Origin of the sequence: Desulfarculus baarsii DSM 2075 (genome assembly GCF_000143965.1) — a bacterium.
Taxonomy (GTDB): Bacteria; Desulfobacterota; Desulfarculia; order Desulfarculales; family Desulfarculaceae; genus Desulfarculus; species Desulfarculus baarsii.
Map to the genome: position 1 here is coordinate 42,993 of NC_014365.1, position 21,972 is coordinate 64,964.

Genomic DNA, 21,972 nt, shown 5'->3' on the forward strand with positions numbered 1-21,972 from the left:
TTTCCATTGAAGTTACACGGTTAGCGGCGTTATCCTCAAAGCGATGAGTTGCGTTTTGCAACAGCGCCAATCGCCATGATTTGACTCGTCATTCCAGATAAATCTTCCATGATTTCAGCATGATGTCCGCGGAGGCCTATTTTGGCACGATTATTTCATCTATGCGAGGCCAACTCCAGTGGCGCCGTCCGCCGGCGGTGGCCAGAGCTCCAACTTGCCACCGCCGGCGGACGGGTCGGCCTGAGCCATCACCATGCCGCCCCTCACGGAAGCCGACCCATGGGCCGACCGCAAACGCTCTCCAAGATCCGCGTGCGCCTGCTTCTGGGCTTCGTGACGGCCTTTGTGTTCATGGTGCTCTTCGGGGCCTTCAGCTACGTCTATTTCGCGCGCATCGAGCAGCGCCTGGTCTTCCTCAGCCACGCCGACAGCATGCTCAACACCGTGCTGGAGTTTCGGCGCTACGAAAAAAACTACTTTCTTTATCACCACGAAAAAGACTATCAGCAGGCCCTGGCCTACCTGGGCGAGTTCGACGGCTTGCTGAAAAGCCAGGCCGAACACCTGTCGGCCGGCCTGGGCCAGGCCGGCTACCGGCTGCTGCTGGCCAACGCGGGCCGCTACGAAGAGGCCCTGGGCGCGGCCCACCGCATGTTGGGCGGGGCCCTGGCCGGCGGCGACAGCTCCGGCGAGCTGGCCGCGGCCATCGATGGGCTGCGCTCGGCCGGCCAGCAGATCATCCACGGCTGCGAGGTGCTGGCCCGCCAGGAACGCCACGAGATTCAGCGCCTGTTGCGGCAATACCGGCCGGTGATGATCGCCTTTTTGCTGTGCCTGGCGGCCCTGGGCGCGGTGGCGGCCCACGGGCTGATCCAGCGCCTGGTGCGTCCGCTGAAGGTCATCGAGGACGCCGCCCAGGACGTGGGCCGGGGTCAATTCCGGGTTATCGCCTGGAATGACCGCCGCGACGAGATCGGCGACGTCATCGCCGCCTTCAACCACATGGTGCGCCATCTGCGGCAAAACAACGAACAGATGATCCAGACCGAGAAGCTCACCTCCCTGGGCACCCTGACCAGCGGCGTGGCCCACGAGCTCAACAACCCCCTCAACAATATCAGCACCTCCACGCAGATTTTGCTGGAGGAGCTGGATTCGCCAGACCTCCAGGAATATCACCGCGAACTGCTGGCAGCCATCGAGCAACAGGTGGCCAAGGCCAAGGACATCGTCGGCTCGTTGCTGGAGTTCGCCCGCCAGCGCGAGTTCGAGCCCAGCCGCCACGACCTGCGGGCGGTGATCGACGAGACGCTCAAGCTGATCAAGGGCGAGATCCCGGCCCAGGTCCAGGTGGAGGTGGACGCGCCGGCGGGCATCGTCATGGACATGGACAAGGCCCACATCGTCCAGGCCCTGATCAACCTGATCATCAACGCCATCCAGGCCATGGACGGGGCCGGCCGGCTGTCGATCCTGGCCCGCCTGGCCGAGGGCGAAACCGTGCGCCTGGAGCTGACCGACAGCGGAAGCGGCATCGCCCCCGAGGTGCTGCCGCGCATCTTCGACCCGTTTTTCACCACCAAGGAAGTCGGCCGGGGCACCGGCCTGGGCCTGTCGATCACCTACGGCATCATCGAACGTCATCGCGGCCACATCCAGGCCGAGAGCCGGCCGGGCCAGGGCGCGCGTTTCATCATCACGCTGCCCCTGCGGGCCGGGGAGGCCTGAGTCATGCCCCGCAAGCCGCGCCTGCTCATCGTCGAGGACGATCCCCTGGCCCGGGCCAACCTCAAGCACATCCTCCAGCGGGGCGACGAATACCAAGTCGACGCCGCCGACGGCGGAGTGATGGCTTTGGAGATGCTGGCCGCGCAGAATTACGACCTGGTGCTGACCGACCTGCGCATGGAAAAGGTCGACGGCATGCAGGTGCTGGCCGAGGCCAAGAAACGCGGCCCCGACGCCGAGGTGATCATGCTCACCGCCTTCGCCTCGGTGGATTCGGCCATCGAGGCCATGAAAAACGGCGCGTTTCACTACATCGCCAAGCCCTACAAGCTCGACGAAGTGCGGACCCAGGTGGCCGGCGCGCTGGAAAAAATGCGCCTGCGCGAGGAACTGCGCGAACTCAAGCGCGACCTGCGCGCCCGCGACGGCATGGGCTTCATCGTCGGCAAAAACCCGCTGATCCAAAAGCTGGTGGCCACCGTCGGGCAGGTGGCCCCCACCGACGCCAACGTGCTGATCATCGGCGAAACCGGCACCGGCAAGGAGCTTTTGGCCCGGGCGCTGCATTATTGCAGTCAGCGGGCCGAACGCCGCTTCGTGGCCTTCAACTGCGCGGCCTTTTCCGAGGACTTGCTGGTCAGCGAGCTGTTCGGCCACCAGAAGGGCTCGTTCACCGGCGCGGTGCAGACCAAGGCCGGCCTGTTCGAGGCGGCCGACGGCGGCACGGTTTTTCTGGATGAGATCGGCGACATGCCCCTTTCTATGCAGTCCAAGCTGCTGCGCGTGATCCAGGAAAAGGCCCTGACGCGCGTCGGGGCCACCGAAGCCATCCCCGTGGACGTGCGCATCGTCGCCGCCACCAACCGCGATCTGAAAAAGATGGTCGACGAGGGCCGTTTCCGCTCCGACCTCTATTATCGCCTCAACGTCGTCTGCATGGAGGCCCCGCCCCTGCGCCGGCGGCGCGACGACATCCCCCTGCTGGCCCATCATTTTCTGCACAAGCACGCCGAACGCCAGAACAAGCGCTTCGACGGCCTTTCGCCCGAAATGATCGGCGCCCTCTGCGCCCACGATTTTCCAGGCAATATCCGCGAGTTGGAAAACATCATCGAGCGCGCGGTGACCCTGGGCGTGGGCCAACGCCTGGAGTTGTGGGACTTGCCCGAGGAGTTGCGCGCCAAACGGCCCGCGGCCGCCGTCGAGGGGTCCTTGCCCACTTTGGAGGAAAAGGAATGCGAATACATCAAGCTGGTGCTGGCCCAGACCGGCGGCAACAAAACCAGGGCCGCCGAAATCCTGGGCATCGACCGGGTTTCGCTGTGGCGCAAGATAAAAAAATTCGGCCTGGAGCCCTGACGTCCATGGCCGCGCGAGAGGAATGTGGCCCATGTTGACGCGAATCTTTCCTTTCCTGGCCTGGTTCAAGGACTACAACGGGGCCAAGGCCCGCATGGACGTGATGGCTGGCGTCACCGTGGCCCTGGTGCTGATCCCCCAGTCCATGGCCTACGCCCAATTGGCGGGCCTGCCGGCCTACTACGGCCTCTACGCCGCGTTTCTGCCGCCGATGATCGCCTCGCTTTTCGGCTCCAGCATGCAACTGGCCACCGGCCCGGTGGCCGTGGTCTCGCTGATGACCGCAGCCTCGCTGGAGCCGCTGGCCACCGCCGGCAGCGAGGCCTTCATCGCCTACGCCATCTTGCTCACGCTGATCGTGGGCCTGTTCCAGTTCTTGCTGGGCGTGCTGCGCCTGGGCCTGGTGGTCAACTTTTTGTCGCACCCGGTGGTCAACGGCTTCACCAACGCCGCGGCCATCATCATCGCCACCAGCCAGCTCAACAAGATCTTCGGCGTCAGCGTCGACAAGGCCGAGCACCACTATGAAACGATCATGCGGGTGGTCGAGGCGGCGGTCAACTTCACCCACTGGCCCTCGGTGATCATGGGCGTGGGCGCCTTCGCCATCATGTATGGCCTGAAAAAGATAAACCCCAAGCTGCCATACGTGTTGGCGGCGGTGGCCGTGGCCACGCTGGTTTCGTGGGCCATCGGCTTCAACCACGACGCCAAGGTGGGCCTGGAGGCCATCGCTTCGCCGGCCATCCGCCAGCAGATCGTCGACTACAACCAGGCCATGGCCCAGGTGGCCCAGTTGGGCGGCCACCGCGCCGGGCTAAACAAAGCGGTCATGGCCCAGGAGTCGGCCGAAGGCGGCGAGTCGCTGGAGCTGATCAGGCTCAAGCAGCAGGCCAGCCTGGACACGGCCATGATCGAGGCCGAAAAGGAACGGGCCCATCAATTGCGCACCGCCCTGAGGCGCTATCTGCTGGCCGCCGTGAGCGGGCCGGACGAGGCCGTGGTTTTTTACGAGCAAGGCCAAGCCCCCGCCGGCGCGCCAACCGATGGCCGGACGTGGCGCATCAAGCTGGGCGAGGGCGCCCTGGATGAAAAAGCCATCACCATGATCGGCGGCGGCGCGGTGGTGGGTTCGATCCCGCCGGGCCTGCCGGCCTTCGGCGTGCCCAGCGTGGACATGGGCTCGGTGTTGCAGCTTCTGCCCTACGCGGCGATAATTTCGCTTTTGGGCTTCATGGAGGCCATCAGCATCGCCAAGGCCATGGCCGCCAAGACCGGCCAGCGCCTGGACCCCAACCAGGAGCTGATCGGCCAGGGCCTGGCCAACATGATCGGCTGCCTGGGCAAGAGCTACCCGGTGTCGGGCTCTTTTTCGCGTTCGGCGGTGAACTTGCAGGCGGGCGCGGTGACGGGCATGTCCAGCGTCGTCACCAGCTTGATGGTGGTGGTGGTGCTGCTGTTCATGACGCCGCTGTTGTACCACCTGCCCCAGGCCGTGCTGGCGGCGGTGATCATGATGGCCGTGGTGGGCCTGATCAACGTGGCCGGTTTTGTCCACGCCTGGAAGGCCCAGTGGTATGACGGGGCCATCAGCGTGATCACCTTCATCGCCACGCTGGCCTTCGCCCCCCATCTGGACAAGGGCATCATGATCGGCGTGCTGCTGAGCCTGGGCATGTTCCTCTACAAGAGCATGCGGCCGCGGGTGGCGGCGCTCAGCATGCACGAGGACTGCGCCCTGCGCGACGCCGAGCACTTTGGCCTGCGCCAGTGCCGGCACGTGGCCGTGGTGCGCTTCGATGGCCCGCTGTTTTTCGCCAACGCCAGCTTCCTGGAAGACAAGATCAACGAGCGCATCCGCCAGATGCCCAAGCTCAAACACATCCTGGTGGTGGCCAACGGCATCAACGATATGGACGCCTCGGGCGAGGAAGCGTTATCGTTGATCGTGGACCGGGTGCGCAGCGCCGGCTATGACATCAGTTTTTCCCACGTCAAGGAAAACGTCCTGGAGGCCATGCGGCGCACTCATCTGCTGGCCAAGATCGGCGAGGATCACATCTACCCCCTGGCCGCGGTGGCCATCGCCTCCATCCACGAGTCGGCCCACCGGGGTTCGGACGAAAAAGACTGCCCCCTGGTCACGGTGTGCCCCCTGGACGCCATGCGGGAAGTGGGAGGAAACTAGATCATGAGCGTGGTCAACATTTTTTACGGCTCGTTCTGCGACGCCGAGCAAGTGGCCCTGGCCGTGGCCGGTCGGCTGGGCTATCGCCTGGCCTCCGACGAAGACCTCATCGCCCTGGCCGCCGGCCTGGGCAAGCAGGGCGCCGGGGCCCTGCGCCGGGTGATGTACGGCAAGGCCAACATCTTCAATTCGTTCTCGCACGAAAAAGAGCGGGGCCTCAGCCTGCTCAAGCTGGCCATGTCGCGCATGCTGGCCGAGGACAACCTGGTGTTCATGGGTTTTGGCTGCCACCTGACGCCCAAGGAGGTCAGCCACGCCCTGCGGGTGTGCCTGGCGGCCGACACCAAGTTCCGCGTGGCCAAGGCCGTGCGCGAGCTGGGCCTGAACGAACGCGAGGCCGGCGCGCGCGTCCACCGCGACGACGAGGCGGCCTTCCGCTGGCTGGAGTATCTGCAAAATCGCCAGCCCTGGGACGCGGCGCTCTACGACATGCTCATCCCCATGGATAAAAACAGCGTCGACCAGGCCGTGGAGCTGATCTGCCGCCACGCGGCCTCGCCGCCGCTGCAACCCACCGCCGCCTCCCGCCAGGCCGCGGCCGATTTCGCCCTGGCCGCCCAGGTCGAGATGGCCCTGGCCGAGGAGGGCCACAGCACCCGCGATCTGGCCGTGACGGTCAAGGGCGGCCGCGCGCGGGTGGAGGTCAACAAGAAAGTGCTGATGCTGGGCCGGCTCAGCGACGAGGTCAAGCGTCTGGTCGAAGGCGTGGACGGCGTGACGGCGGTGGAGGTGGAGGCTGGCCCGGGCTACCATCAGGCCGACGTCTATCGCCGGGCCGACTTCCAACTGCCCTCCAAGGTGCTCCTGGTCGACGACGAGCGCGAGTTCGTCCAGACCCTGGGCGAGCGGCTGCTGCTGCGCGAGATCGGCTCGGCGGTGGTCTTCGACGGCGAACAGGCCCTGAAGGTGGTGGCCGAGGACGAACCGGAAGTCATCGTGCTGGACCTGAAAATGCCCGGCATCGACGGCCTGGAGGTGTTGCGGCGCATCAAGCGCGACTACCCCAAGGTCGAGGTGATCATCCTCACCGGCCACGGCTCCGAGCGCGACCGCGACAACTGCCTGCAAATCGGCGCTTTCGCCTATCTGGAAAAGCCGGTGGACATAGAGCAGTTGTCCCAGACCATGCAACAGGCCTACGATAAGATCAGGAGTGGGCAATAACGACGTGGGTCTTTGGCGCAAAATAAAGCCCGCCTTCTGGGATAGGCGGGATTCGCGGCTGGAGCTTTTGAACTATCGCCGGCTGTGGCGCACCACTTTTGTCTCGGCGGTGGTGGTGACGCTGATGCCGCTGGTGCTGCTGACGGCGGTGAACTTCTATCAGTTCGAACAGCAATATCAGCTCCAGCGCAACGAAATCGCCAGCCAGACCCAGCGGCTTTTGGTCAAGGCCAGGGTCCAGGCGGCCGACTTCCTCGACAGCCGCAAGGCCGCCCTGACCTTCGTCAACATGGACAACAGCGCCGAGCAATTGGCCGACCAGGATCGCCTGGCCGTCATCTTCAGCCGCCTGCGCCAGTCCTTTGGCGGCGTGGTCGACCTGGGGCTGATCGACGCCCAGGGCGTGCAGCAGGCCTACGTGGGGCCCTACGCCCTGCGCGGGCGCAATTACACCGACCAAGAATGGTACCAGGTGGTGCTGATCCGCGGCGTCTACATCAGCGACGTCTTTTTGGGCCACCGCAACTTCCCCCACTTCGTCATCGCCGTGCGCCATGAGCAGGACGGCGAGAATCCCTCGGTGCTGCGGGCGACCATCGACACCGGCCGGCTCAACGTATTGCTCAGGGCCATCGATCAACAAAGCACCGGCGAGGTGTTTTTGGTCAACCAGGACGGTGTGTTGCAAACGCCGTCGCTGCGTTTTGGCGGGGTGCTCAGCCGTTTTCCGCTGCGGCCCACCGCCGCCCGCCTGGCCCAGGTGGTCGAGGAGTTCAAAGACCCCTCGGGCAAGGCGGCCCTGGTGGGCATGGCCGAGATCGAGGGCACGCCCTTCGCGGTGGTGGTGGTCAGCCAGCCCAAGGCCCTGCTGGCCAAATGGGATCTGCTGCGCATCAACGTCATCGTCATGGTTCTGGTCAGCGTCATGGCCATCCTGGCCGTGGTCTGGTGGGGCTCGACCAACCTGGTCAGCCGCATTTACGAAGCCGATCTGCGCCGGGCCCAGATGCTCCACGAGGTCGAATACACCAACAAGCTGGCCTCCATCGGCCGCCTGGCCGCCGGCGTGGCCCACGAGATCAACAACCCCGTGGCCATCATCAACGAAAAGGTCGGCCTGATGAAAGACCTGCTGGCCGTCAGCGACGACTTCGCCCACAGGGACAAGTTCCTCAAGCAGGCGGCGGTGATCCAGGATTCGGTCAAGCGGGTCAGCGACATCACCCACCGCCTGTTGGGCTTCGCCAGGCATCTGCCGGTGAAGTACGAGCAGATCCACCTGGAGGCCCTGCTGCGCGAGGTGCTGGGCTTTTTGGGCCGCGAGGCCCAATATCGCAACGTGACCATCGATATGGACATCCATGACGACCTGACGGCCATCGAGGCCGACAAGGGCCAGCTTCAGCAGGTCTTCCTCAACATCATCAACAACGCCATGGCCGCCGTGGCCGATGGCGGCCGCATCGCCATCGCCGCCGGCCTGGACGACGCCCGCCACGTGGCCGTGACCGTCAGCGACGACGGCGTGGGCATCCCCCCGGAAGACTTGAAACGCATCTTCGAGCCGTTTTTCAGCACCAAAGGCGAGCGCGGCACCGGCCTGGGGCTTTCGATAACCTATGGCATCGTGCGCAAGCTGGGCGGCCGTATCGAGGTCTCCAGCGCCCCCGGCGAGGGCACGACCTTCAAGATCGTCTTGCCCCTCAAGCAGGATGGAGACCGCGCGGGCACGGGCCAGGCTGGCGGCCCGGAGCGCGCGCCAGCGGCCAACACCCCGACGAAAGGCGATAACGAGTAATGAGGGTTCTGCTGATCGACGACGAAAAGGAACTGGTTGTCACCCTTTCGGAACGGCTGGAGCTGCGGGGCATCGAAAGCGATTGGGCCACCAGCGGCGAGGACGGCCTGGCTTTGGTGCGGCAAAACAAATACGATTGGGTGGTGGTCGACCTGAAAATGCCCGGCCTGGGCGGCCTGGACGCCATCAAGGCCATCAAGGCCGTGCAGCCGGCGGCCAACGTCATCCTGCTGACCGGCCACAGCGCCGCCGAGGATTTGCGTTGCGCCCTGGATATGGGCGCGTGTCAATACTTGGTCAAGCCGGTTGATATTGACGTTTTGCTTTCTCTGATGCAAAAAGGTGTTGGACGGGAGTGATCCGCGTGGCGGCCGAAATAAAATGGCAAGAACTGATGGGCGGCGTGCTGGCCTTTGTCGGCGCGGTGACGGCCAGCGCCACCCACGAGATAAAAAACGAACTGGCCGTGATCAACGAGCAGGGCAGCCTGGTCCAGGAGCTTTTGCAGATGGCCGCCCGGGGCCGCGAGGTGGACCCGGCCCGGCTGGAAGAGTTGATCGGCCGGGTGCTGATCCGCGTGGCGCGGGCCGACGGCGTGGTCAAGCGCTTGAACGCCTTCGCCCACAGCGCCGACCTGGAGCGCCAGGAAACCGACCCGGCCCAGAGCCTGGAGCTGATCGGCAAGCTTTTCGGCCGGCTGGCCGGCCTGCGCGGCCTGACCCTGGAGCTGGCCCCGACGCCGGCGGGACTGGTGCTGCCGGCGTTGCCGGTGCTTTTCGAGCAGGTGGTCTGGGCCTGCCTGCGCGGCGCGGCCGACGTGGCGGCCAAGGGCTCGACGCTACGCCTGGGGCTGACGATCGAGGGCGACGCGGCGCGGCTTTTGGTGGAGGGCGAACTGGCCCAGCCGCCGGCGTTGCCGTCGGCCCCGTTGCTGACGGCGCTGCGGGCCGAGGCCCGGGTCGTCGAGGGCCGGGCGCTGAGCCTGCGCCTGCCCTTGGCCGGCGCGGAGGGCTGAAACGGCCCGTCGGCGGGGCGTGGGCGGCCGGTGCTTAAATTTGTTGTGCGATACTGCTCACGGGAAAGGGAGAACGTCATGTCCGAGGCGCGGATTTTGATCGTCGACGACGAAAAGGAATTTCTGGACACGGTGAGCGAACGCCTGAGCAACCGCGGCTTCAGCGTGGACGCGGCGCAAAACGGCGTGGAGGCCCTGGGCAAGATCGACGAGGTCGCCTACGACGCCATCGTTCTCGACCTGATGATGCCCGAACTCGACGGCCTGGAGACCCTCAAGCGGGCCCTGCAAAAAAAGCCCGACCTACAGGTGATCCTGCTCTCGGGCCAGGCCAGCCTGGAAAAGGGCGTCGAGGCCATGAAGCTGGGGGCCATGGACTTTCTGGAAAAGCCGGCCAACCTGGACGTGCTGGCGGCCAAGATCAAAGAGGGCAAGAGCCGGCGCATGGTCTTGGTCGAAAAAAGCCGCGAGGACGCGGTCAGCGAGATCCTCAAGCGCTATAGCTGGTAGGCGCGCGTCGCGCCGGGCGAGGCTTCCCCCGCCCGGCGCGACGGCCTTCACTCCTTCAATAGCGCCCCGCCGGGCAGCATGTTGTCGGGCGGCGGCGCGTCGTGTTTTTTACGATATTCCTTGCGCTTGCACTGGTCTTTTTTGGGGCCCCTGCAATATTGCGCGGCCAGGCCCTGGCAGGCCGGGGCGTGGCTGGCGCCGTATTTCTTGAAAAACCCGCATTTATCAAGCAGTTCACAGTCGGCCATCGGCTTGGTCTCCCAGCTATCGATTGACGAAAGCCCCGGCTTCGGGGGCAGCGCGGGCCGGGCCAAACTCGAACAAACACAAATGGCGGGGCGGGCATTGGGTGGGCGGCGGCTCACCTGATCGGCACGAGCACCTCCACCGGCTCGGCCAGGCGCTGGGCCCGGTGATAGTTGCGCAGGCTGACGATTAGCGTGCGGCTGAGTTGTTGGCCCTGGGCCAGCAAGACCCGCGAACCCGCGCAGACGTCCTGGGCCAGGATCATGTTTTCTTCCAGGTCGGCGACGCCAACGCGCCGCAGGTTGTAGTTGGCCTCCATGCCCAGGGTCACTTCCAGGGCCAGGATCATGTCGGGATCATACCAGCCGTGGCGTTTTTTCAGCTCGGCCAGGCCGCTGGCCTTGTTCAGACCGCCGGCCGAGAGCGAATCGAAATCCAGCACGACCTTGAGGATGCGTCCGCCCAGGGGGATGGCGTGGCCCGCCAGTCCGCCCTCGGGCGGGCCATAGCCGTCGAACTGTTTTTCCTGGTACAAAATGGCCTGGCTGACCGGCTCCAGGCGGGGGATGTTGTCCAAAAGCTCGACGGCCATGGCCGGATGCCCCCGGAATTCCTCGCTTTCCATGCGGCTGAGCGGCTTGCCTTTGTAGACCTTGTGCAACAAGTCGTCGGGCAGGGCCAGGCAGCCGATCTGGCTGAGCATGGCCGCGGTCTCGTATTGCCAGGGCTGCTCCAGGGCCATCTCGGCGGCGATGTCACGCACGTGGCGGGAGATGCGCGAGGCCCGGCCAAAGGCCTCGGGCTTGACCAGGGCCAGCATGTCGGTGAGCACCTTGATGGCCCCCTGCAAGGTTTGCTCCAGGATCTGGCGCTCGGCGATCTCCAGGCGGTATTGCCGGATGGCGTCGATGAGCGCGCGGATCAGCGTCTGGGCGTCGCAGGGCTTGGTCAGGAAGCGATAGACGTTGCCCTCGTTGACGGCCTTGACGGCGCTGTCCATGTCGGCGAAACCGGTCAGGATCATGCGCACCGACTCGGGCGAGGCGCCCCGCGCCCAGGCCAGGAGCTGGGCCCCGTTCATGCCGGGCATTTTCATGTCCGAGACGATGACGGCGTAGGGCCCATCGTTCTGGATGGCCTGCTGGGCCGCCGCTGGGCCCAGGGCGGTGTCGATGTCGAACTTGCCGCGCAACTGCCGTTTGAACGAATCCAGCACGGCGGCCTCGTCGTCGACGAAAAGGATTTTCTCCGGCGGTTTATTCGGGCTCAAAGTTCGCTCCATCGCCCAGTAGATTTTTGCATTCCTTGCGCCAGGCATCCACGCGGCCGGCCTTGCCCACGGTTTCCAGGTGGGCCACGTCCAGGGCCGGCACGCGGTAGTGCTTGTGGATGACGTAAAGTTCGTGCTCCAGGACGTTGGCCGCGTGCACGGCCGTCAACGGCCCGAAGTCGCCGTGGGGCCAATCGCCGGGCCGGTGATGGAAGGCGATGGCCCGCACCACCCGCTCGGACATGCCCCACAGGCCCATCAGAAAGGCCCCGGCCTCGGCGTGGGTGGCCCCCATCACCCGACCCTCGACCTCGAACAGCAGGCCCTCGCCGGCCCGCACGTCTTCCAGCACTTTGGCGTATGTCTCCTTGGCGTAATAGTATAACGGCAACTTGCCCACGTCGTGCAAGACGCCGGCCATGAACGCTTCATCGACCATCGTCCGGTCGCCGCCTTCCATCTGGGCGATCTTTTTGGCCAAAACCGCCGTGACCGAGCTGTGCCGCCATAGACCCGGCAAGGAAAATTTGGCCGGGCCCCGGCCCTCGAAGGTCGAAAAAAGCTGGTAGGAGAGCACCAGCGAACGGATCAGGTCCAGGCCCAGCAGGCCCACGGCCTGGCAGGCCGAGGAGATCGTGCGCGGCAGGCCGAAAAAGGCCGAGTTGACCACCTTGAGCACCGTGGCGGTCATGCCCAGGTCTTGCTCGATGATGCGACCGATAGCCTCCATCGACGAGTCCTCCGACTCGATGGCCTCCACCAGCCGGCTGTAGATCGCCGGCATCGCCGGCAGGTTTTCGGCCTGGCCCAGGATGGCCCACAGGGCCTGGTTGCCCAGCACCTGTTGCAGGTCGATGGCCTTTTGCAGCACCGCCATCAGTTCCTGCTGCTCGATGGGCTTGGCCAGGTATTGGTGGGCCGGCCGCACCGAACGCATGATCTTTTCGCGCTCCGAATGGCCCGAGAGCACGATGCGCACCGTCTGCGGGCACATCTCGCGCACCCGCTCCAGCAGCTCGGCCCCGTCCATCACCGGCATGCGCATGTCGGTGACCACCAGGTCGAAGGGGCGCTTTTTGATTTCCGCCAGGGCCTCGGCGCCGCCGCCCACGAAAACCATCTCCCACTCGCGGCGCTTGCCGCGCAGCATCCGCCGCAAGCCGTCCAGGATCTGGGGTTCGTCGTCAACGAACAAAATACGTTTCATGGCAGGCTCAGTCTTCCTCTCGGACCAGGGGCAGGTTGATGACGAAACAGGCGCCTCCTTCCGGGCGATTTTCGTAGTTCAGCGCGCCCTTGTGGCGCTCGGCCACCACCCGATAGGCGATGGACAAGCCTTGACCGGTGCCCTTGCCCGGCTCCTTGGTGGTGAAAAACGGGTCGAAGATCTTGCGGCCGACGTGCTCGGGGATGCCTGGGCCGCTGTCGCAGATGCGCACCTCCACGCCCGTTGCGGTGGCGCGAGTGCTGATGCGGATCAGGCCCTTTTCGTCGACGCCCTCGCGGATGACCCCGGCCAGGGCCTGGGCGGCGTTGACGATGATGTTCAAGAAAACCTGGTTGAGTTCGGCCACCAGGCCGGGCACGTGGGGCAGGTCGGGGTCCAGGTCGGTCTCCAGGTCGGAGACGTATTTCCACTCGTTGCGGGCCACGGTGACGGTGTTTTCGATGGCCTTGTTGATATCCACCGGCGAAAAATCGTCGCGGCCGGGGTGGGCGAACTCCTTCATGGACTGGACGATCTTGGCCACGCGGCCCAGGCCCTCCAGGCTGGATCCGATGGCCTTGGGTATTTCCTCGATCAGATAATCGTGGTCGATCTCCTGGGCCAGTTCCTGGGCGGCGCGGGCCAAGGCGGCCAGTTCGCCGTCGGCCGCCAGGGCGGCCTGGCCCAGGGCGGAATAGGCCTGGCAGAGCCGGGTCAGATCGGCGAAGGACTCCTCCAGAAAACGCGTGTTGCTGCTGACGAACTGGGCCGGGGTGTTGATCTCGTGGGCGATGCCGGCGGCCAGTTGGCCGATGGCCTCGAGCTTCTGGGCCTGCATGAGCTGGCTCTCCAGGATTTTGCGCTCGGTCAGGTCGGTGACCAGGGCGTAGGAGCCCTTAAACACGCCGCTGGCGTCGAAAATAGGCTTGGGCGAGATGAGGGTGTAGACCTTGCCGCCGTCCTGGCGGGTGAAGGCCAGCTCATAGGAGTCCCTGCCGCCCTTTTTGCGCTTTTCGTATTGGGCGCCCACTACGGCCTTGTTTTCGTCGTCGAGGAAATCGGTGAAGTTGGCCTTTTTGACCACATCGGCCGGGTAGCCGACCAGTTCGATGAAGCGGGGGTTGAACAGCTTGATGTTGAGATTTTCATCGACGACCACCAAGCCCTCGGAAAGCGTCTCGATGAGGGTGCGGTAGCGCTCCTCGCTCTGGCGCAGTTCGCGGGCGGCGGCGCGCTGTTCGGTGATGTCGAGGATCGAGCCGACCAAACCGGCCGGCTGGCCCTCGGCGTCCTTGTAGGCCACGACGTTGAAGATGACGTCACGTTTTTCGCCGGCCGCGTTGGCCAGCCGCGTCTCGTAGCTGATGGTCGAGCCCTTGGCCATGGCCTGGCGTTCGTTGCTCTCGCCCAGGTCGAGCACGCCTTCGGGCAGGGCCTGGCGGGCCGTGCGGCCCAGCACGTCTTGCCGGCTCAGGCCCATCAGCAACTCGAAGGCGCGGTTGCAGCCGGTGAAGAGGCCGTCTTTGTCCTTGAAAAAGATGGGGTGGGGGATGGTGTCGACCAGCATCTGCAGAAAGCGCAGTTGCTCCTGCACGGCCTTTTCGGCGTTTTTGAGCTGGCTGATGTCGCGGGCCACGTGGACGCTGCCCATGAGCTTGCCGTCGGGCCGCCACAGCGGCGAGGTGGTCACCAGCATGTCCACGCCCAGCACGGGGTCGAAAAACTCCTGGCTGTGCTGCTGGCCGTCCTTGATCAGGCGGGTGTGCGGGCAGGTCTCGAAGCTTTTGTCGCAGCCGTGCAGCACCGCCAGGCACTCTCCTTGCCGACGATGTCGTGGGGTTGCAGACCGGCCAGGCGGGCCATGGCCTTGTTGGCCCGCAGCACCTTGTGGCCGCGATCGATGATGGCGATGGCGTCGGGCACGGCGTTGAAAGTGTCTTCCCACTGGCGCTTGGCCATTTCCAACTGGGCCGTGCGCTCGGCGATGCGGTCTTCCATGCCCTCGTAGGCGGCCTGGAGGGCCTCGCGGGCGTCACGCAACTCGGTGATGTCGCGGGCGATGGCCTCGAAGCCGGCCAGCTTGCCGTTTTCCTCCACCGACCAGAGGTTCTGGCCCAGCCACACGGTGCGGCCGTCCTTGGCCACGATGGGGAACTCCAGGTAGACCTTGTATTGGCCCAGTTCGAACTGGCGGCGATAGTGCTCGTAGACCTGTTTGCGATGTTCCGGCGCCACCAGGTCGTCGGTCTTCATGCCCACCAGTTCGTCGGCGCCGTAGCCGGTGATGTCCTCGGCGGCCTTGTTGACGAAGGTGACGATGTTGTCGATATCGGTGCGGTAGATGATGTCGGCGGCGTTTTCGACCAGGTGCCGATAGCGCTTTTCGCTGGCGGCCAGGGCCTCCTCGGCCTTTTTGCGGGCCGTCACGTCCAGGGCCATCTCCACCCCGCCGACGATGGCCCCGCCGGGGTCGCGCACCGGCGCGCCCTTGATCTGCCAGAACTTGCCCGAACGGCTGGTGCGCTCGATGGCCTGGGGTTGGCCCGTGGCCATGGCCAGGCCCAGGGGGCAGTCCGGGCAGACGTCGCCGCGGTCGGCCCAGATCTCGTAGCAGAGTCGGCCCTCCACCTCCTCGCGGGTCTTGCCCACGGCCTCGCAGGCGGCGCGATTGGCCCACAACACCCGCGACTGGTTGTCGGTGAAAACCACGTGCTCCACCAGGCTGTCGAGGATGGTTTCCTTCTCCTGCTTGGCGCTCTGGGCCAGCAGCCAGGAATTCTTGTGGGCCACGGCAAAGCGTAGCGAACGCGGCAGGAGCTTGCCCGAGATCTCGCCCTTATCCAGAAAATCCTGGGCCCCCAGCTCCAGGCTGCGCATGGCGACATCGGCGTCGTCGATGCCCGTCAGCACCACCACCGGCATCTCCGGCGCGGCCCGCAGCAAAATGCGCAGCGTCTCCAGCCCCCGGCTGTCGGGCAAGTTCAGGTCCAACAGCACCACCTGATAGCGGCCGCCGTCCATCATCGTCAGGCCGTGGGCCAGCGACTGGGCCCAATCCACCTTGAACGCGAAGTGCCGGTTGTTTTCCAACAGCTTGCGCACCACGCCGGCGAAATCGGCCTCGTCCTCGATCAGCAACACCTTCAGGCTCTCTTGCATGCCCACGTTCCTCCGACGGCCTCGCTTCGTTTCATTATGCCATTATGAAACCTCGGCCCGAAGCGTGTAAACCCAAAGCCCATGGGTCAGCGAGCCGTTGCCGACGGTCGCCGAAAAAACGAGCCCCGGCCCGGCCGGCCATTGGCAACTGCCCCGGCCAGGGCCATAATCAGCTCATGCTCAAGCGCACGTTTTTGCATATCTCGGGCGTGGGGCCCAAACGCGAGCGGGCCATCTGGCGCGCCGGCGTCGAATCGTGGGAGGACTTCCTCGACCGCGGCCAGCGCCTTTTGCCGGCCGGTCTGCACAACCTGGGCCGGCCGGTCGTCGAACGCTCCCTGGAGGCCCTGCAACGGCCGGACGCCGCCAAAACCCTGGCCGCCATGCTACCCCCGGCCGAGCACTGGCGGCTGTGGCCCCACTTCGACCGCGTGGTCTACCTCGACATCGAAACCGGCGGCGACCCCGACCAGTGGGGCGGCGTGACCGTCGTCGGCCTCTACGACGGCCAGACCGTGCGCCAGTTCGTCGCCGGCCAAAACATCCACCAGCTCGATCACGCCATGCACGGGGCCGACATCGTCGTCACCTTCGCCGGCGCCAGCTTCGACATCCCCGTGCTGCGCGCCGTTTTCCACAACCTCTGGCTGCCGCCGGCCCATATCGATCTGCGCTGGACGCTCAAACGCGTCGGCCTGACCGGCGGCCTGAAACGCATCGAAAAACAACTGGGCCTGACCAGGCCACCGGGCGTCGACGGCCTGGGCGGCCTGGACGCCGTCCACCTCTGGGCCCGCCACCAGGCCGGCGACCCCTCGGCCCTGCCGACGCTGCTGGCCTACAACGCCTGCGATATCGTAAACCTCCAACCGCTGCTGGCCCTGGCCCACGATCGCCTGCGCCAAACCCTACTGGCCCAAGCGGGCTAGCCAAAACGCGCGTGACGGTGGTATGTATAATCATACGCGCGGCGGGAGAGGCGGCGTGACCCAAGATCATCACCAACCCAGACCAGACGATCAGCGGCCAGACGAAACGGCCGATTGCCGGATCATCCGCGTCATCATGCAGGGCGAAGACCCCAACGCCAAGGCCAGGGACGCCCTCACCCGCCACCTGGGCATGAGCTTGGGCGCGTCGATGGTGGTGCTGGGCGCGTATTACTCCTACGCCTGGCGCGTCAAATGGGCATGGTGGGTCATCGGCGCGATCTGGGCCTTGGTCCTGCTGCACGGCGCGACCTACCTGCTAAGACGCCGCAAGGCCGGCCCGCCCCAGGATGGCTGGCGCATCGAGATGGAAGACGACGACCCCGCGCCGCCGGAGGCCGCCCCGGTTGATCGGCCCAAACACAAAATTACCGTCATCGAGCCCAAAGGCCGCTGACGGGCCAACAACCCATAACCCGGAGCATCCGTCCTTGGCCCAACTCAACGACTTTCCGGTCCAGCGCCGCCGCATGGTCGAGGAACAGATCGCCCGGCGAGGCGTCGGCGACCCAAAGCTGCTGGCGGCCATGGGCGAAATCCCTCGGCACCTCTTCGTGCCCGAGGCCCTCTGGGGCCAGGCCTACGCCGATCACCCCGTGGCCATCGGCGAGGGCCAGACCATCAGCCAGCCCTTCATCGTCGCCATCATGACCGACGCCCTGGGCCTGACCGGCCGCGAAAAAGTCTTGGAAATCGGCACCGGCAGCGGCTACCAAACAGCCATCCTGGCCCGCCTGGCCGATTGGGTCTACAGCGTCGAACGCATCCTGGCCCTCTCCCGCCGCGCCCAGGCCACGCTCGAAAAAATCAAGGCCTTCAACGTCAACCTCGTCGTCGGCGACGGCACTCTGGGCCTGCCCGCGCATGCGCCCTACGACGCCATCCTCGTCACCGCCGGCGGGCCAAAGCTGCCCCAAACCCTCATCGATCAACTGGCCGATGGCGGACGCCTGGTCATGCCCGTGGGCGACCGTCTGCACCAAACCCTCACCCGCCTCACCAAACGTGGGCCACGCCTGGTCACCGAAGACCTGGGCGGTTGTCGCTTCGTCGATTTGGTGGGCAAACATGGCTGGATAACCCATGGCCGCGATTAGACTCGTCAGCGTGGTCGGGGCCGGCGCGGCCAGCCCCCGGCAATACGAACAAGCCCGCCAAGTGGGCCAGCTCCTGGCCAAACACGGCCTGGGCGTGGTCTGTGGCGGCCTGGGCGGGGTCATGGAGGCAGCTTGCCGCGGCGCCTCCGAAGCCGGCGGCCTGGCCGTGGCCATCCTGCCCGGCACGGACCGCCACACCGCCAATCGCTACGCCACCGTGGTCATCCCCAGCGGATTGGGCCAGGCCCGCAACGCCCTGGTCGTCAGCGCCGGCGAAGGGGTCATCGCCATCGCCGGGGGGCCGGGCACCCTCAGCGAAATCGGCTTCGCCCTCAAAGCCGGCAAACCGATCGTCGCCCTCGATTCCTGGGACATCCCAGGCCTGGCCGAAGCCGAATCACCCCAAGAAGCCGTCGACTGCCTCATCGATCGCCTCGGGCCGGCATAACAAAAAAAGCAAGCCTCCCGACCAGAACTCCCCGTGTCCCAAGGTCGGAAGGCTTTGTTTTTCGCCCTTGCCGCGCGGCGGAAGAACCAGAACCCGAACCGGATCGGTCCCCTCCTGTGTCAGCGCGGACGGCTGTCAGGCGTCGGTCCGGGACGGCCGCGACGCCGGCGAGGGCTTTTTTTAGTGGATGGCGTGGCCTTCCTCGTCAGGAGGGCCGCTGGGGTTGGTCAAGCACGCCAGTTCGCTCAGGCACTGGTCCAACTCCCTGTCGCGCTTTTTTTCTTGGTGGATCGACACCGACACCGCCACGAGCATGCCGGCTACCGAGACGACCAGATAGGCGAGTTCCATGGGTTATCCTTCCGTGGATAGTTGTTGCCGCCGTCAAAGTTCTTTTCGGTTTTTCGGTGGCGCGGCATTAGGTAAAAATCGTCATCAGCCAAAAAATAAGCCCACTGGGCGGGACCAGCACCCCCCACGCGCGAGGCAGGCGTTTTCCGATTCGTGGTTATATAATGTGTGCTAGGTTAATAGGTCGAGAGCGCTCTAGCGCAGAAGGAACGCCCATGTCGTTGGATGGACCGATCACCTCTTTTTCCGAACTGCCCAACCCGCCCGAGGAGGCCGCCCGGGCCGCGATCATCCCCGCGCCCTTGGAGGCCACGGTAAGCTACGGCCACGGCACGTCCCTGGGCCCGGCGGCGATCATCTTCGCCAGCCAGCAACTGGAGCTTTACGACAACGTGGTCGATTGCCAGGTCATGGATCTGGGCGTGATCACCCGGCCAGCGGTGAATGTTTCTCCGCCGCTGGAGACGGCCTTGACGCGCATCGAGGCGGCGGTGGGCCGAGAGCTGGACGCCGGCCGCCTGCCGGTGTTGTTGGGCGGCGAGCACACCGTGACCGTGGCCGCCTTGCGGGCCCTGGTCAAACGTCGTGGGGCCGATTTCACGGTATTGAGCCTGGACGCCCACCTGGATCTGCGCGACAGCTACGAGGGCAGCCCCTATTCCCACGCCTGCGCCATGCGCCGCGCGCTGGACCTGGGCCTGGAGGTGCGCCATTTTGGCGCGCGCAGTTGCTCGCTGGCCGAGATGGAGCTGATCCGGGCCAGGGGCATGGAGCCACTGTGGGCCCGTGAGGTGCACAACGACCCGGACTGGCTGCAAAAGGCCGTGGCCGGTCTGGAAGGCCCGGTTTATCTGACGCTGGACGTGGATGGCTTCGACGCCTCGGTGATGCCGGCCACTGGCACGCCCGAGCCCGGCGGCCTGAGTTGGCCCCAGGTCACCGCTTGGCTGGAGGCCGTCTGCGCCCGTTGCCCGGTGATCGGCCTGGACGTGGTGGAGCTGGCCCCGCTGATGGGCATGACCGCCTGGGACTTCACCGCGGCCAAGCTGGTCCATCGCGCCCTGGGCCTGGCCCTGCTGGGCGGGCCAAAGCCAAGTCACGGAAGCGAGAGATGAGCGCGCCGCTGGGCCCCATCGATCAAACCCAAAACGACGCCCGCCTGCGCTTGCTGGCCGAGACCACCGGCGATGCGCTCTACCAGCTTCGCTTCAGCACCATGGCCTACGACTACCTCAGCCCCGGCATAGAAAGCCTGACCGGCTACGGCGCGCGGGAGATCATGGCCATGTCCTTCGCCAGTCTGGTGCTGGAGGCCACCCACGCCGACGGCCGGCCGGCCGATCTGGAGATGTTGCGCCACAAGCGCTTGTCCGGCCAGGTCGGGCCCATCGAGTTGGACTACCGCGTGCGCTGCAAGGACGGCCGGGAAAAGTGGCTCAGCGACCATTCTTTTCCTTATCACGACGAAGACGGCCGGCTGATCGGCTCGGTGGGCGTTTTGCGCGACATCACCCGCCGCAAGACCGCCGAGTTGGCCCAGCGCCGGCTGGTCGAGGATCTGCGCCAAGCCCTGGACCAGGTGCGCACCCTCAGCGGGCTTTTGCCCATCTGCGCCAAATGCAAAAAAATCCGCGACGACAAGGGCTATTGGCAACAGATCGAACACTACCTGGCCAGCCACAGCGGGGCCAGCTTCAGCCACGGCCTCTGCCCCGACTGCGTGCGCGAGCTATACCCCGAGCTGAAGGGCGAAAACATCAAATAAATTTGGGCCACGGCCCCGGGGGCGAGCCTCGAAGTCGTTGGGCCCGAGCGTTGGCCTCACTTGCCGCAGGCGCAGCCGCCAATGGTCGTCAGGCTGGGCCCGGCCGACCAAGCGGCCTTTTTTGCCGCTTCCTTGACCTGGGCCAGCTGTTCGGCCGGCGGCGTCAGGTCTTTGTTTTTGACGACACCCAGTTCGGTCAGCACCAGATGCCCGCGCAAAGGCGCGCCGGCCTGGGCCAAGATGGCCTTGGCGCAGCCAACCTCGCAGCCGTCCAGGACCAACAGCGCCGGGGCCTCGGCCACCGCCCGCACGAAACCGGGCAGATTGCCGCCCACGCCAGCCAAGCAGAACATCTTGCCAAAGCCCTCCTTGGTCAGCTCCACCGCCGCCTGATTGGTCAACTGGCCCACGTTGGAGCCTCCCGAACAGGCCAGAATCAGCGCCTGCCCAGTATTCGCACAACAGTTTTCCGACATTTCGCTTGCCCCGACAGAAAAGGTTGACGTGATTCAGGTTGTCCGACCCGCATCGACGTTTCTAATTTTGGCTAAATGGCCAAATCTGTCAAGAGCTTTGTCGCATGCCAAAATATGGGCCACGGCCCCGGGAGCGAATCCCGGAGTCGTGGCCCTTCAAGGCCCCCCAGCAGGGCCAATCGTCGGTCTGGGTCAGTTGACCACGGCCACGGCCATGCCCTTGGCCAGTTGCAGCACCTTGGCTGTCACCCGGCCCATGGAGAACTCGCCCACGCTGGACATGCCCCGTCGGCCCATCAGGATCAGCCCGTAACTGCCGGCCTTGGCCGCGCTGACGATGGCGTCGGCCCGGCTGGAGACGTCCTGGGCCAGCTTGAGCTCGATGCGCTCGCGCTTGAAGCCGCTGGCGACCAGGGCCTCGGCGGCCTCTTCCATGACGCGTTGGGCCCGTTGGCCGACGGTCTGGCCATCGGAGATATGGACGATCTCCGGCGGCAGTTCGTCGATGACCAGAGGGTATTCCATGATCAGCCGCGGCGAGCGCACGGCGTGGAAGACCGTCACCGCCGCGTTGTCCGACGCCACCCTGGCCAGGTGGGCGGCGGCGCGGGTGGCGCTTTCGGAGCCGTCCACGGCCAGCAGCACCCGCCCCGGCTTGGCCCGCCGCCCGACCACCCAGAGCGGTATGTCGGTGAGCTTGGTGACGAGCTTGTTGGCCACCGAACCCAGGATGGTGCCCTGCAAGGCCCCCAGGCCGCGCCGGGCGAAGGCGACCATGTCGTAGCCCCGGCTGGCCTCGGCGATGATATCGCGGGCGACGCCGCGCACGCGTTCGTGGATCTGGGAATCGATGCCTTTGGCGTCGAAGCCGGCCCGCTCCAGGATCAGCCGGGCCTGGTTCATGAAGTTGGCCATGTGCGCGCGTTGGCTGAGATCCCAGCTCTTGACTTCCGAAAGACGGAAGAGGTAGTCCAGGTTTTTGTCGATATCCCTGAATCCCTCGGGCAACTGGTCGTGCACGTTGAATAACTTCAGCTCGACCTTTCGGGGCTCCATTTGTCCGGCAATGAAATGGACCATGGACATGGCCCGCCACGAGCCATCCACGGCGACCAGAGCCTTTATCCCGCCTTCAGCCATGA

At 65.4% G+C, this 21,972-nt stretch carries 22 protein-coding genes; 14 read left to right on the top strand and 8 right to left on the bottom strand.

The features are described 5' to 3' along the window. Positions 1-279 precede the first annotated feature (279 nt). The 8 genes from DEBA_RS00170 (at position 280) to DEBA_RS00205 (ending at position 9,822) form a co-directional block, all read left to right on the top strand. Entirely contained in the window at positions 280-1,728 is a 1,449-nt protein-coding gene (locus tag DEBA_RS00170; protein ID WP_013256869.1) for a sensor histidine kinase, read from the top strand. A gap of 3 nt (positions 1,729-1,731) precedes the next feature. Continuing rightward, on the top strand, positions 1,732-3,087 hold the full coding sequence (locus DEBA_RS00175) for a sigma-54-dependent transcriptional regulator (protein ID WP_013256870.1): 1,356 nt from the start codon (positions 1,732-1,734) through the stop codon (positions 3,085-3,087). A 31-nt stretch (positions 3,088-3,118) separates the two neighbouring features. Next, the gene (locus DEBA_RS00180) at positions 3,119-5,275 is read left to right on the top strand and encodes a SulP family inorganic anion transporter (RefSeq protein ID WP_013256871.1); all 2,157 of its coding nucleotides are present in this window, start codon (positions 3,119-3,121) and stop codon (positions 5,273-5,275) included. A gap of 3 nt (positions 5,276-5,278) precedes the next feature. After that, the gene (locus DEBA_RS00185) at positions 5,279-6,499 is read left to right on the top strand and encodes a response regulator (protein WP_013256872.1); all 1,221 of its coding nucleotides are present in this window, start codon (positions 5,279-5,281) and stop codon (positions 6,497-6,499) included. Next, positions 6,489-8,297 (top strand): sensor histidine kinase, encoded by a 1,809-nt coding sequence (locus tag DEBA_RS00190; protein ID WP_050762161.1) that lies wholly within the window; start codon positions 6,489-6,491, stop codon positions 8,295-8,297. The genes DEBA_RS00185 and DEBA_RS00190 overlap by 11 nt, the downstream gene beginning before the upstream one ends. Further along, positions 8,297-8,656 carry a response regulator gene (locus tag DEBA_RS00195; protein WP_013256874.1) on the top strand — a complete coding sequence of 120 codons (360 nt, stop codon included), beginning with the start codon at positions 8,297-8,299 and terminating at the stop codon, positions 8,654-8,656. Before DEBA_RS00190 ends, DEBA_RS00195 begins: the two co-directional genes overlap by 1 nt. A 5-nt stretch (positions 8,657-8,661) precedes the next feature. Further along, positions 8,662-9,312, top strand: coding sequence for a sensor histidine kinase (locus DEBA_RS16530; protein ID WP_013256875.1), 651 nt, complete (start codon positions 8,662-8,664; stop codon positions 9,310-9,312). Between the two features lie 78 nt (positions 9,313-9,390). Next, positions 9,391-9,822, top strand: a complete 432-nt coding sequence (locus DEBA_RS00205) for a response regulator (protein ID WP_013256876.1) — start codon at positions 9,391-9,393, stop codon at positions 9,820-9,822. A 47-nt stretch (positions 9,823-9,869) separates the two neighbouring features. On the opposite strand, the gene DEBA_RS00210 is transcribed toward DEBA_RS00205, so the two are convergent. The 5 genes from DEBA_RS00210 to DEBA_RS00230 form a co-directional block, all read right to left on the bottom strand. After that, positions 9,870-10,070 carry a hypothetical protein gene (locus tag DEBA_RS00210; protein ID WP_013256877.1) on the bottom strand — a complete coding sequence of 67 codons (201 nt, stop codon included), beginning with the start codon at positions 10,068-10,070 and terminating at the stop codon, positions 9,870-9,872. 113 nt (positions 10,071-10,183) lie between these two features. After that, positions 10,184-11,338 carry an HD domain-containing phosphohydrolase gene (locus DEBA_RS00215; RefSeq protein ID WP_013256878.1) on the bottom strand — a complete coding sequence of 385 codons (1,155 nt, stop codon included), beginning with the start codon at positions 11,336-11,338 and terminating at the stop codon, positions 10,184-10,186. Further along, positions 11,325-12,545: a response regulator gene (locus DEBA_RS00220; RefSeq protein ID WP_013256879.1), complete on the bottom strand. Its 1,221-nt coding sequence runs from the start codon at positions 12,543-12,545 to the stop codon at positions 11,325-11,327. Before DEBA_RS00220 ends, DEBA_RS00215 begins: the two co-directional genes overlap by 14 nt. 7 nt (positions 12,546-12,552) lie before the next feature. Then, positions 12,553-14,349, bottom strand: a complete 1,797-nt coding sequence (locus DEBA_RS00225; RefSeq protein WP_013256880.1) for a PAS domain-containing sensor histidine kinase — start codon at positions 14,347-14,349, stop codon at positions 12,553-12,555. Beyond that, positions 14,298-15,704 (bottom strand): PAS domain-containing response regulator, encoded by a 1,407-nt coding sequence (locus DEBA_RS00230; RefSeq protein ID WP_013256881.1) that lies wholly within the window; start codon positions 15,702-15,704, stop codon positions 14,298-14,300. Before DEBA_RS00230 ends, DEBA_RS00225 begins: the two co-directional genes overlap by 52 nt. 176 nt (positions 15,705-15,880) lie before the next feature. Between DEBA_RS00230 and DEBA_RS00235 the strand changes: the two genes are divergently transcribed. The 4 genes from DEBA_RS00235 to DEBA_RS00250 all read left to right on the top strand — a co-directional run bounded on the left by DEBA_RS00235 (position 15,881) and on the right by DEBA_RS00250 (position 18,238). Beyond that, entirely contained in the window at positions 15,881-16,633 is a 753-nt protein-coding gene (locus tag DEBA_RS00235) for a ribonuclease H-like domain-containing protein (RefSeq protein WP_013256882.1), read from the top strand. A 55-nt stretch (positions 16,634-16,688) separates the two neighbouring features. Beyond that, the gene (locus DEBA_RS00240; protein ID WP_013256883.1) at positions 16,689-17,090 is read left to right on the top strand and encodes a hypothetical protein; all 402 of its coding nucleotides are present in this window, start codon (positions 16,689-16,691) and stop codon (positions 17,088-17,090) included. Positions 17,091-17,163: 73 nt separating this feature from the next. Next, a complete protein-coding gene (locus DEBA_RS00245; RefSeq protein WP_043814770.1) occupies positions 17,164-17,790 on the top strand; it encodes a protein-L-isoaspartate(D-aspartate) O-methyltransferase in 627 nt (208 codons plus the stop codon). Then, positions 17,777-18,238: a TIGR00725 family protein gene (locus tag DEBA_RS00250; RefSeq protein WP_013256885.1), complete on the top strand. Its 462-nt coding sequence runs from the start codon at positions 17,777-17,779 to the stop codon at positions 18,236-18,238. The genes DEBA_RS00245 and DEBA_RS00250 overlap by 14 nt, the downstream gene beginning before the upstream one ends. A 180-nt stretch (positions 18,239-18,418) precedes the next feature. On the opposite strand, the gene DEBA_RS18240 is transcribed toward DEBA_RS00250, so the two are convergent. Further along, positions 18,419-18,589 (bottom strand): hypothetical protein, encoded by a 171-nt coding sequence (locus DEBA_RS18240; protein ID WP_013256886.1) that lies wholly within the window; start codon positions 18,587-18,589, stop codon positions 18,419-18,421. A 215-nt stretch (positions 18,590-18,804) separates the two neighbouring features. Here DEBA_RS18240 and speB point away from each other — a divergent pair, with 215 nt between their 5' ends. Both speB and DEBA_RS16535 read left to right on the top strand, forming a co-directional pair. Further along, the gene (speB, locus tag DEBA_RS00255; protein WP_013256887.1) at positions 18,805-19,704 is read left to right on the top strand and encodes an agmatinase; all 900 of its coding nucleotides are present in this window, start codon (positions 18,805-18,807) and stop codon (positions 19,702-19,704) included. Next, positions 19,701-20,354, top strand: coding sequence for a PAS domain-containing protein (locus tag DEBA_RS16535; protein ID WP_013256888.1), 654 nt, complete (start codon positions 19,701-19,703; stop codon positions 20,352-20,354). Before speB ends, DEBA_RS16535 begins: the two co-directional genes overlap by 4 nt. 56 nt (positions 20,355-20,410) lie before the next feature. On the opposite strand, the gene DEBA_RS00265 is transcribed toward DEBA_RS16535, so the two are convergent. Further along, on the bottom strand, positions 20,411-20,830 hold the full coding sequence (locus DEBA_RS00265; protein WP_013256889.1) for a putative zinc-binding protein: 420 nt from the start codon (positions 20,828-20,830) through the stop codon (positions 20,411-20,413). 192 nt (positions 20,831-21,022) lie between these two features. Further along, the gene (locus DEBA_RS00270; protein WP_013256890.1) at positions 21,023-21,970 is read right to left on the bottom strand and encodes a universal stress protein; all 948 of its coding nucleotides are present in this window, start codon (positions 21,968-21,970) and stop codon (positions 21,023-21,025) included. Positions 21,971-21,972 lie beyond the last annotated feature (2 nt).

Excerpts from the sequence above, each read along its gene's own strand:
- DEBA_RS00185 (WP_013256872.1), top strand. The coding sequence starts at position 5,279 with ATGAGCGTGGTCAACATTTTTTACGGCTCGTTCTGCGACGCCGAGCAA.
- DEBA_RS00265 (WP_013256889.1), bottom strand. The coding sequence starts at position 20,830 with ATGTCGGAAAACTGTTGTGCGAATACTGGGCAGGCGCTGATTCTGGCC.
- DEBA_RS00210 (WP_013256877.1), bottom strand. The coding sequence starts at position 10,070 with ATGGCCGACTGTGAACTGCTTGATAAATGCGGGTTTTTCAAGAAATAC.
- DEBA_RS00270 (WP_013256890.1), bottom strand. The coding sequence starts at position 21,970 with ATGGCTGAAGGCGGGATAAAGGCTCTGGTCGCCGTGGATGGCTCGTGG.
- DEBA_RS00180 (WP_013256871.1), top strand. The coding sequence starts at position 3,119 with ATGTTGACGCGAATCTTTCCTTTCCTGGCCTGGTTCAAGGACTACAAC.
- DEBA_RS00250 (WP_013256885.1), top strand. The coding sequence starts at position 17,777 with ATGGCCGCGATTAGACTCGTCAGCGTGGTCGGGGCCGGCGCGGCCAGC.
- DEBA_RS00175 (WP_013256870.1), top strand. The coding sequence starts at position 1,732 with ATGCCCCGCAAGCCGCGCCTGCTCATCGTCGAGGACGATCCCCTGGCC.
- DEBA_RS00235 (WP_013256882.1), top strand. The coding sequence starts at position 15,881 with ATGCTCAAGCGCACGTTTTTGCATATCTCGGGCGTGGGGCCCAAACGC.
- DEBA_RS18240 (WP_013256886.1), bottom strand. The coding sequence starts at position 18,589 with ATGGAACTCGCCTATCTGGTCGTCTCGGTAGCCGGCATGCTCGTGGCG.
- DEBA_RS00170 (WP_013256869.1), top strand. The coding sequence starts at position 280 with ATGGGCCGACCGCAAACGCTCTCCAAGATCCGCGTGCGCCTGCTTCTG.
- DEBA_RS00195 (WP_013256874.1), top strand. The coding sequence starts at position 8,297 with ATGAGGGTTCTGCTGATCGACGACGAAAAGGAACTGGTTGTCACCCTT.
- DEBA_RS16535 (WP_013256888.1), top strand. The coding sequence starts at position 19,701 with ATGAGCGCGCCGCTGGGCCCCATCGATCAAACCCAAAACGACGCCCGC.
- DEBA_RS00205 (WP_013256876.1), top strand. The coding sequence starts at position 9,391 with ATGTCCGAGGCGCGGATTTTGATCGTCGACGACGAAAAGGAATTTCTG.
- DEBA_RS00245 (WP_043814770.1), top strand. The coding sequence starts at position 17,164 with ATGGTCGAGGAACAGATCGCCCGGCGAGGCGTCGGCGACCCAAAGCTG.
- DEBA_RS00230 (WP_013256881.1), bottom strand. The coding sequence starts at position 15,704 with ATGCAAGAGAGCCTGAAGGTGTTGCTGATCGAGGACGAGGCCGATTTC.
- DEBA_RS00220 (WP_013256879.1), bottom strand. The coding sequence starts at position 12,545 with ATGAAACGTATTTTGTTCGTTGACGACGAACCCCAGATCCTGGACGGC.
- speB (WP_013256887.1), top strand. The coding sequence starts at position 18,805 with ATGTCGTTGGATGGACCGATCACCTCTTTTTCCGAACTGCCCAACCCG.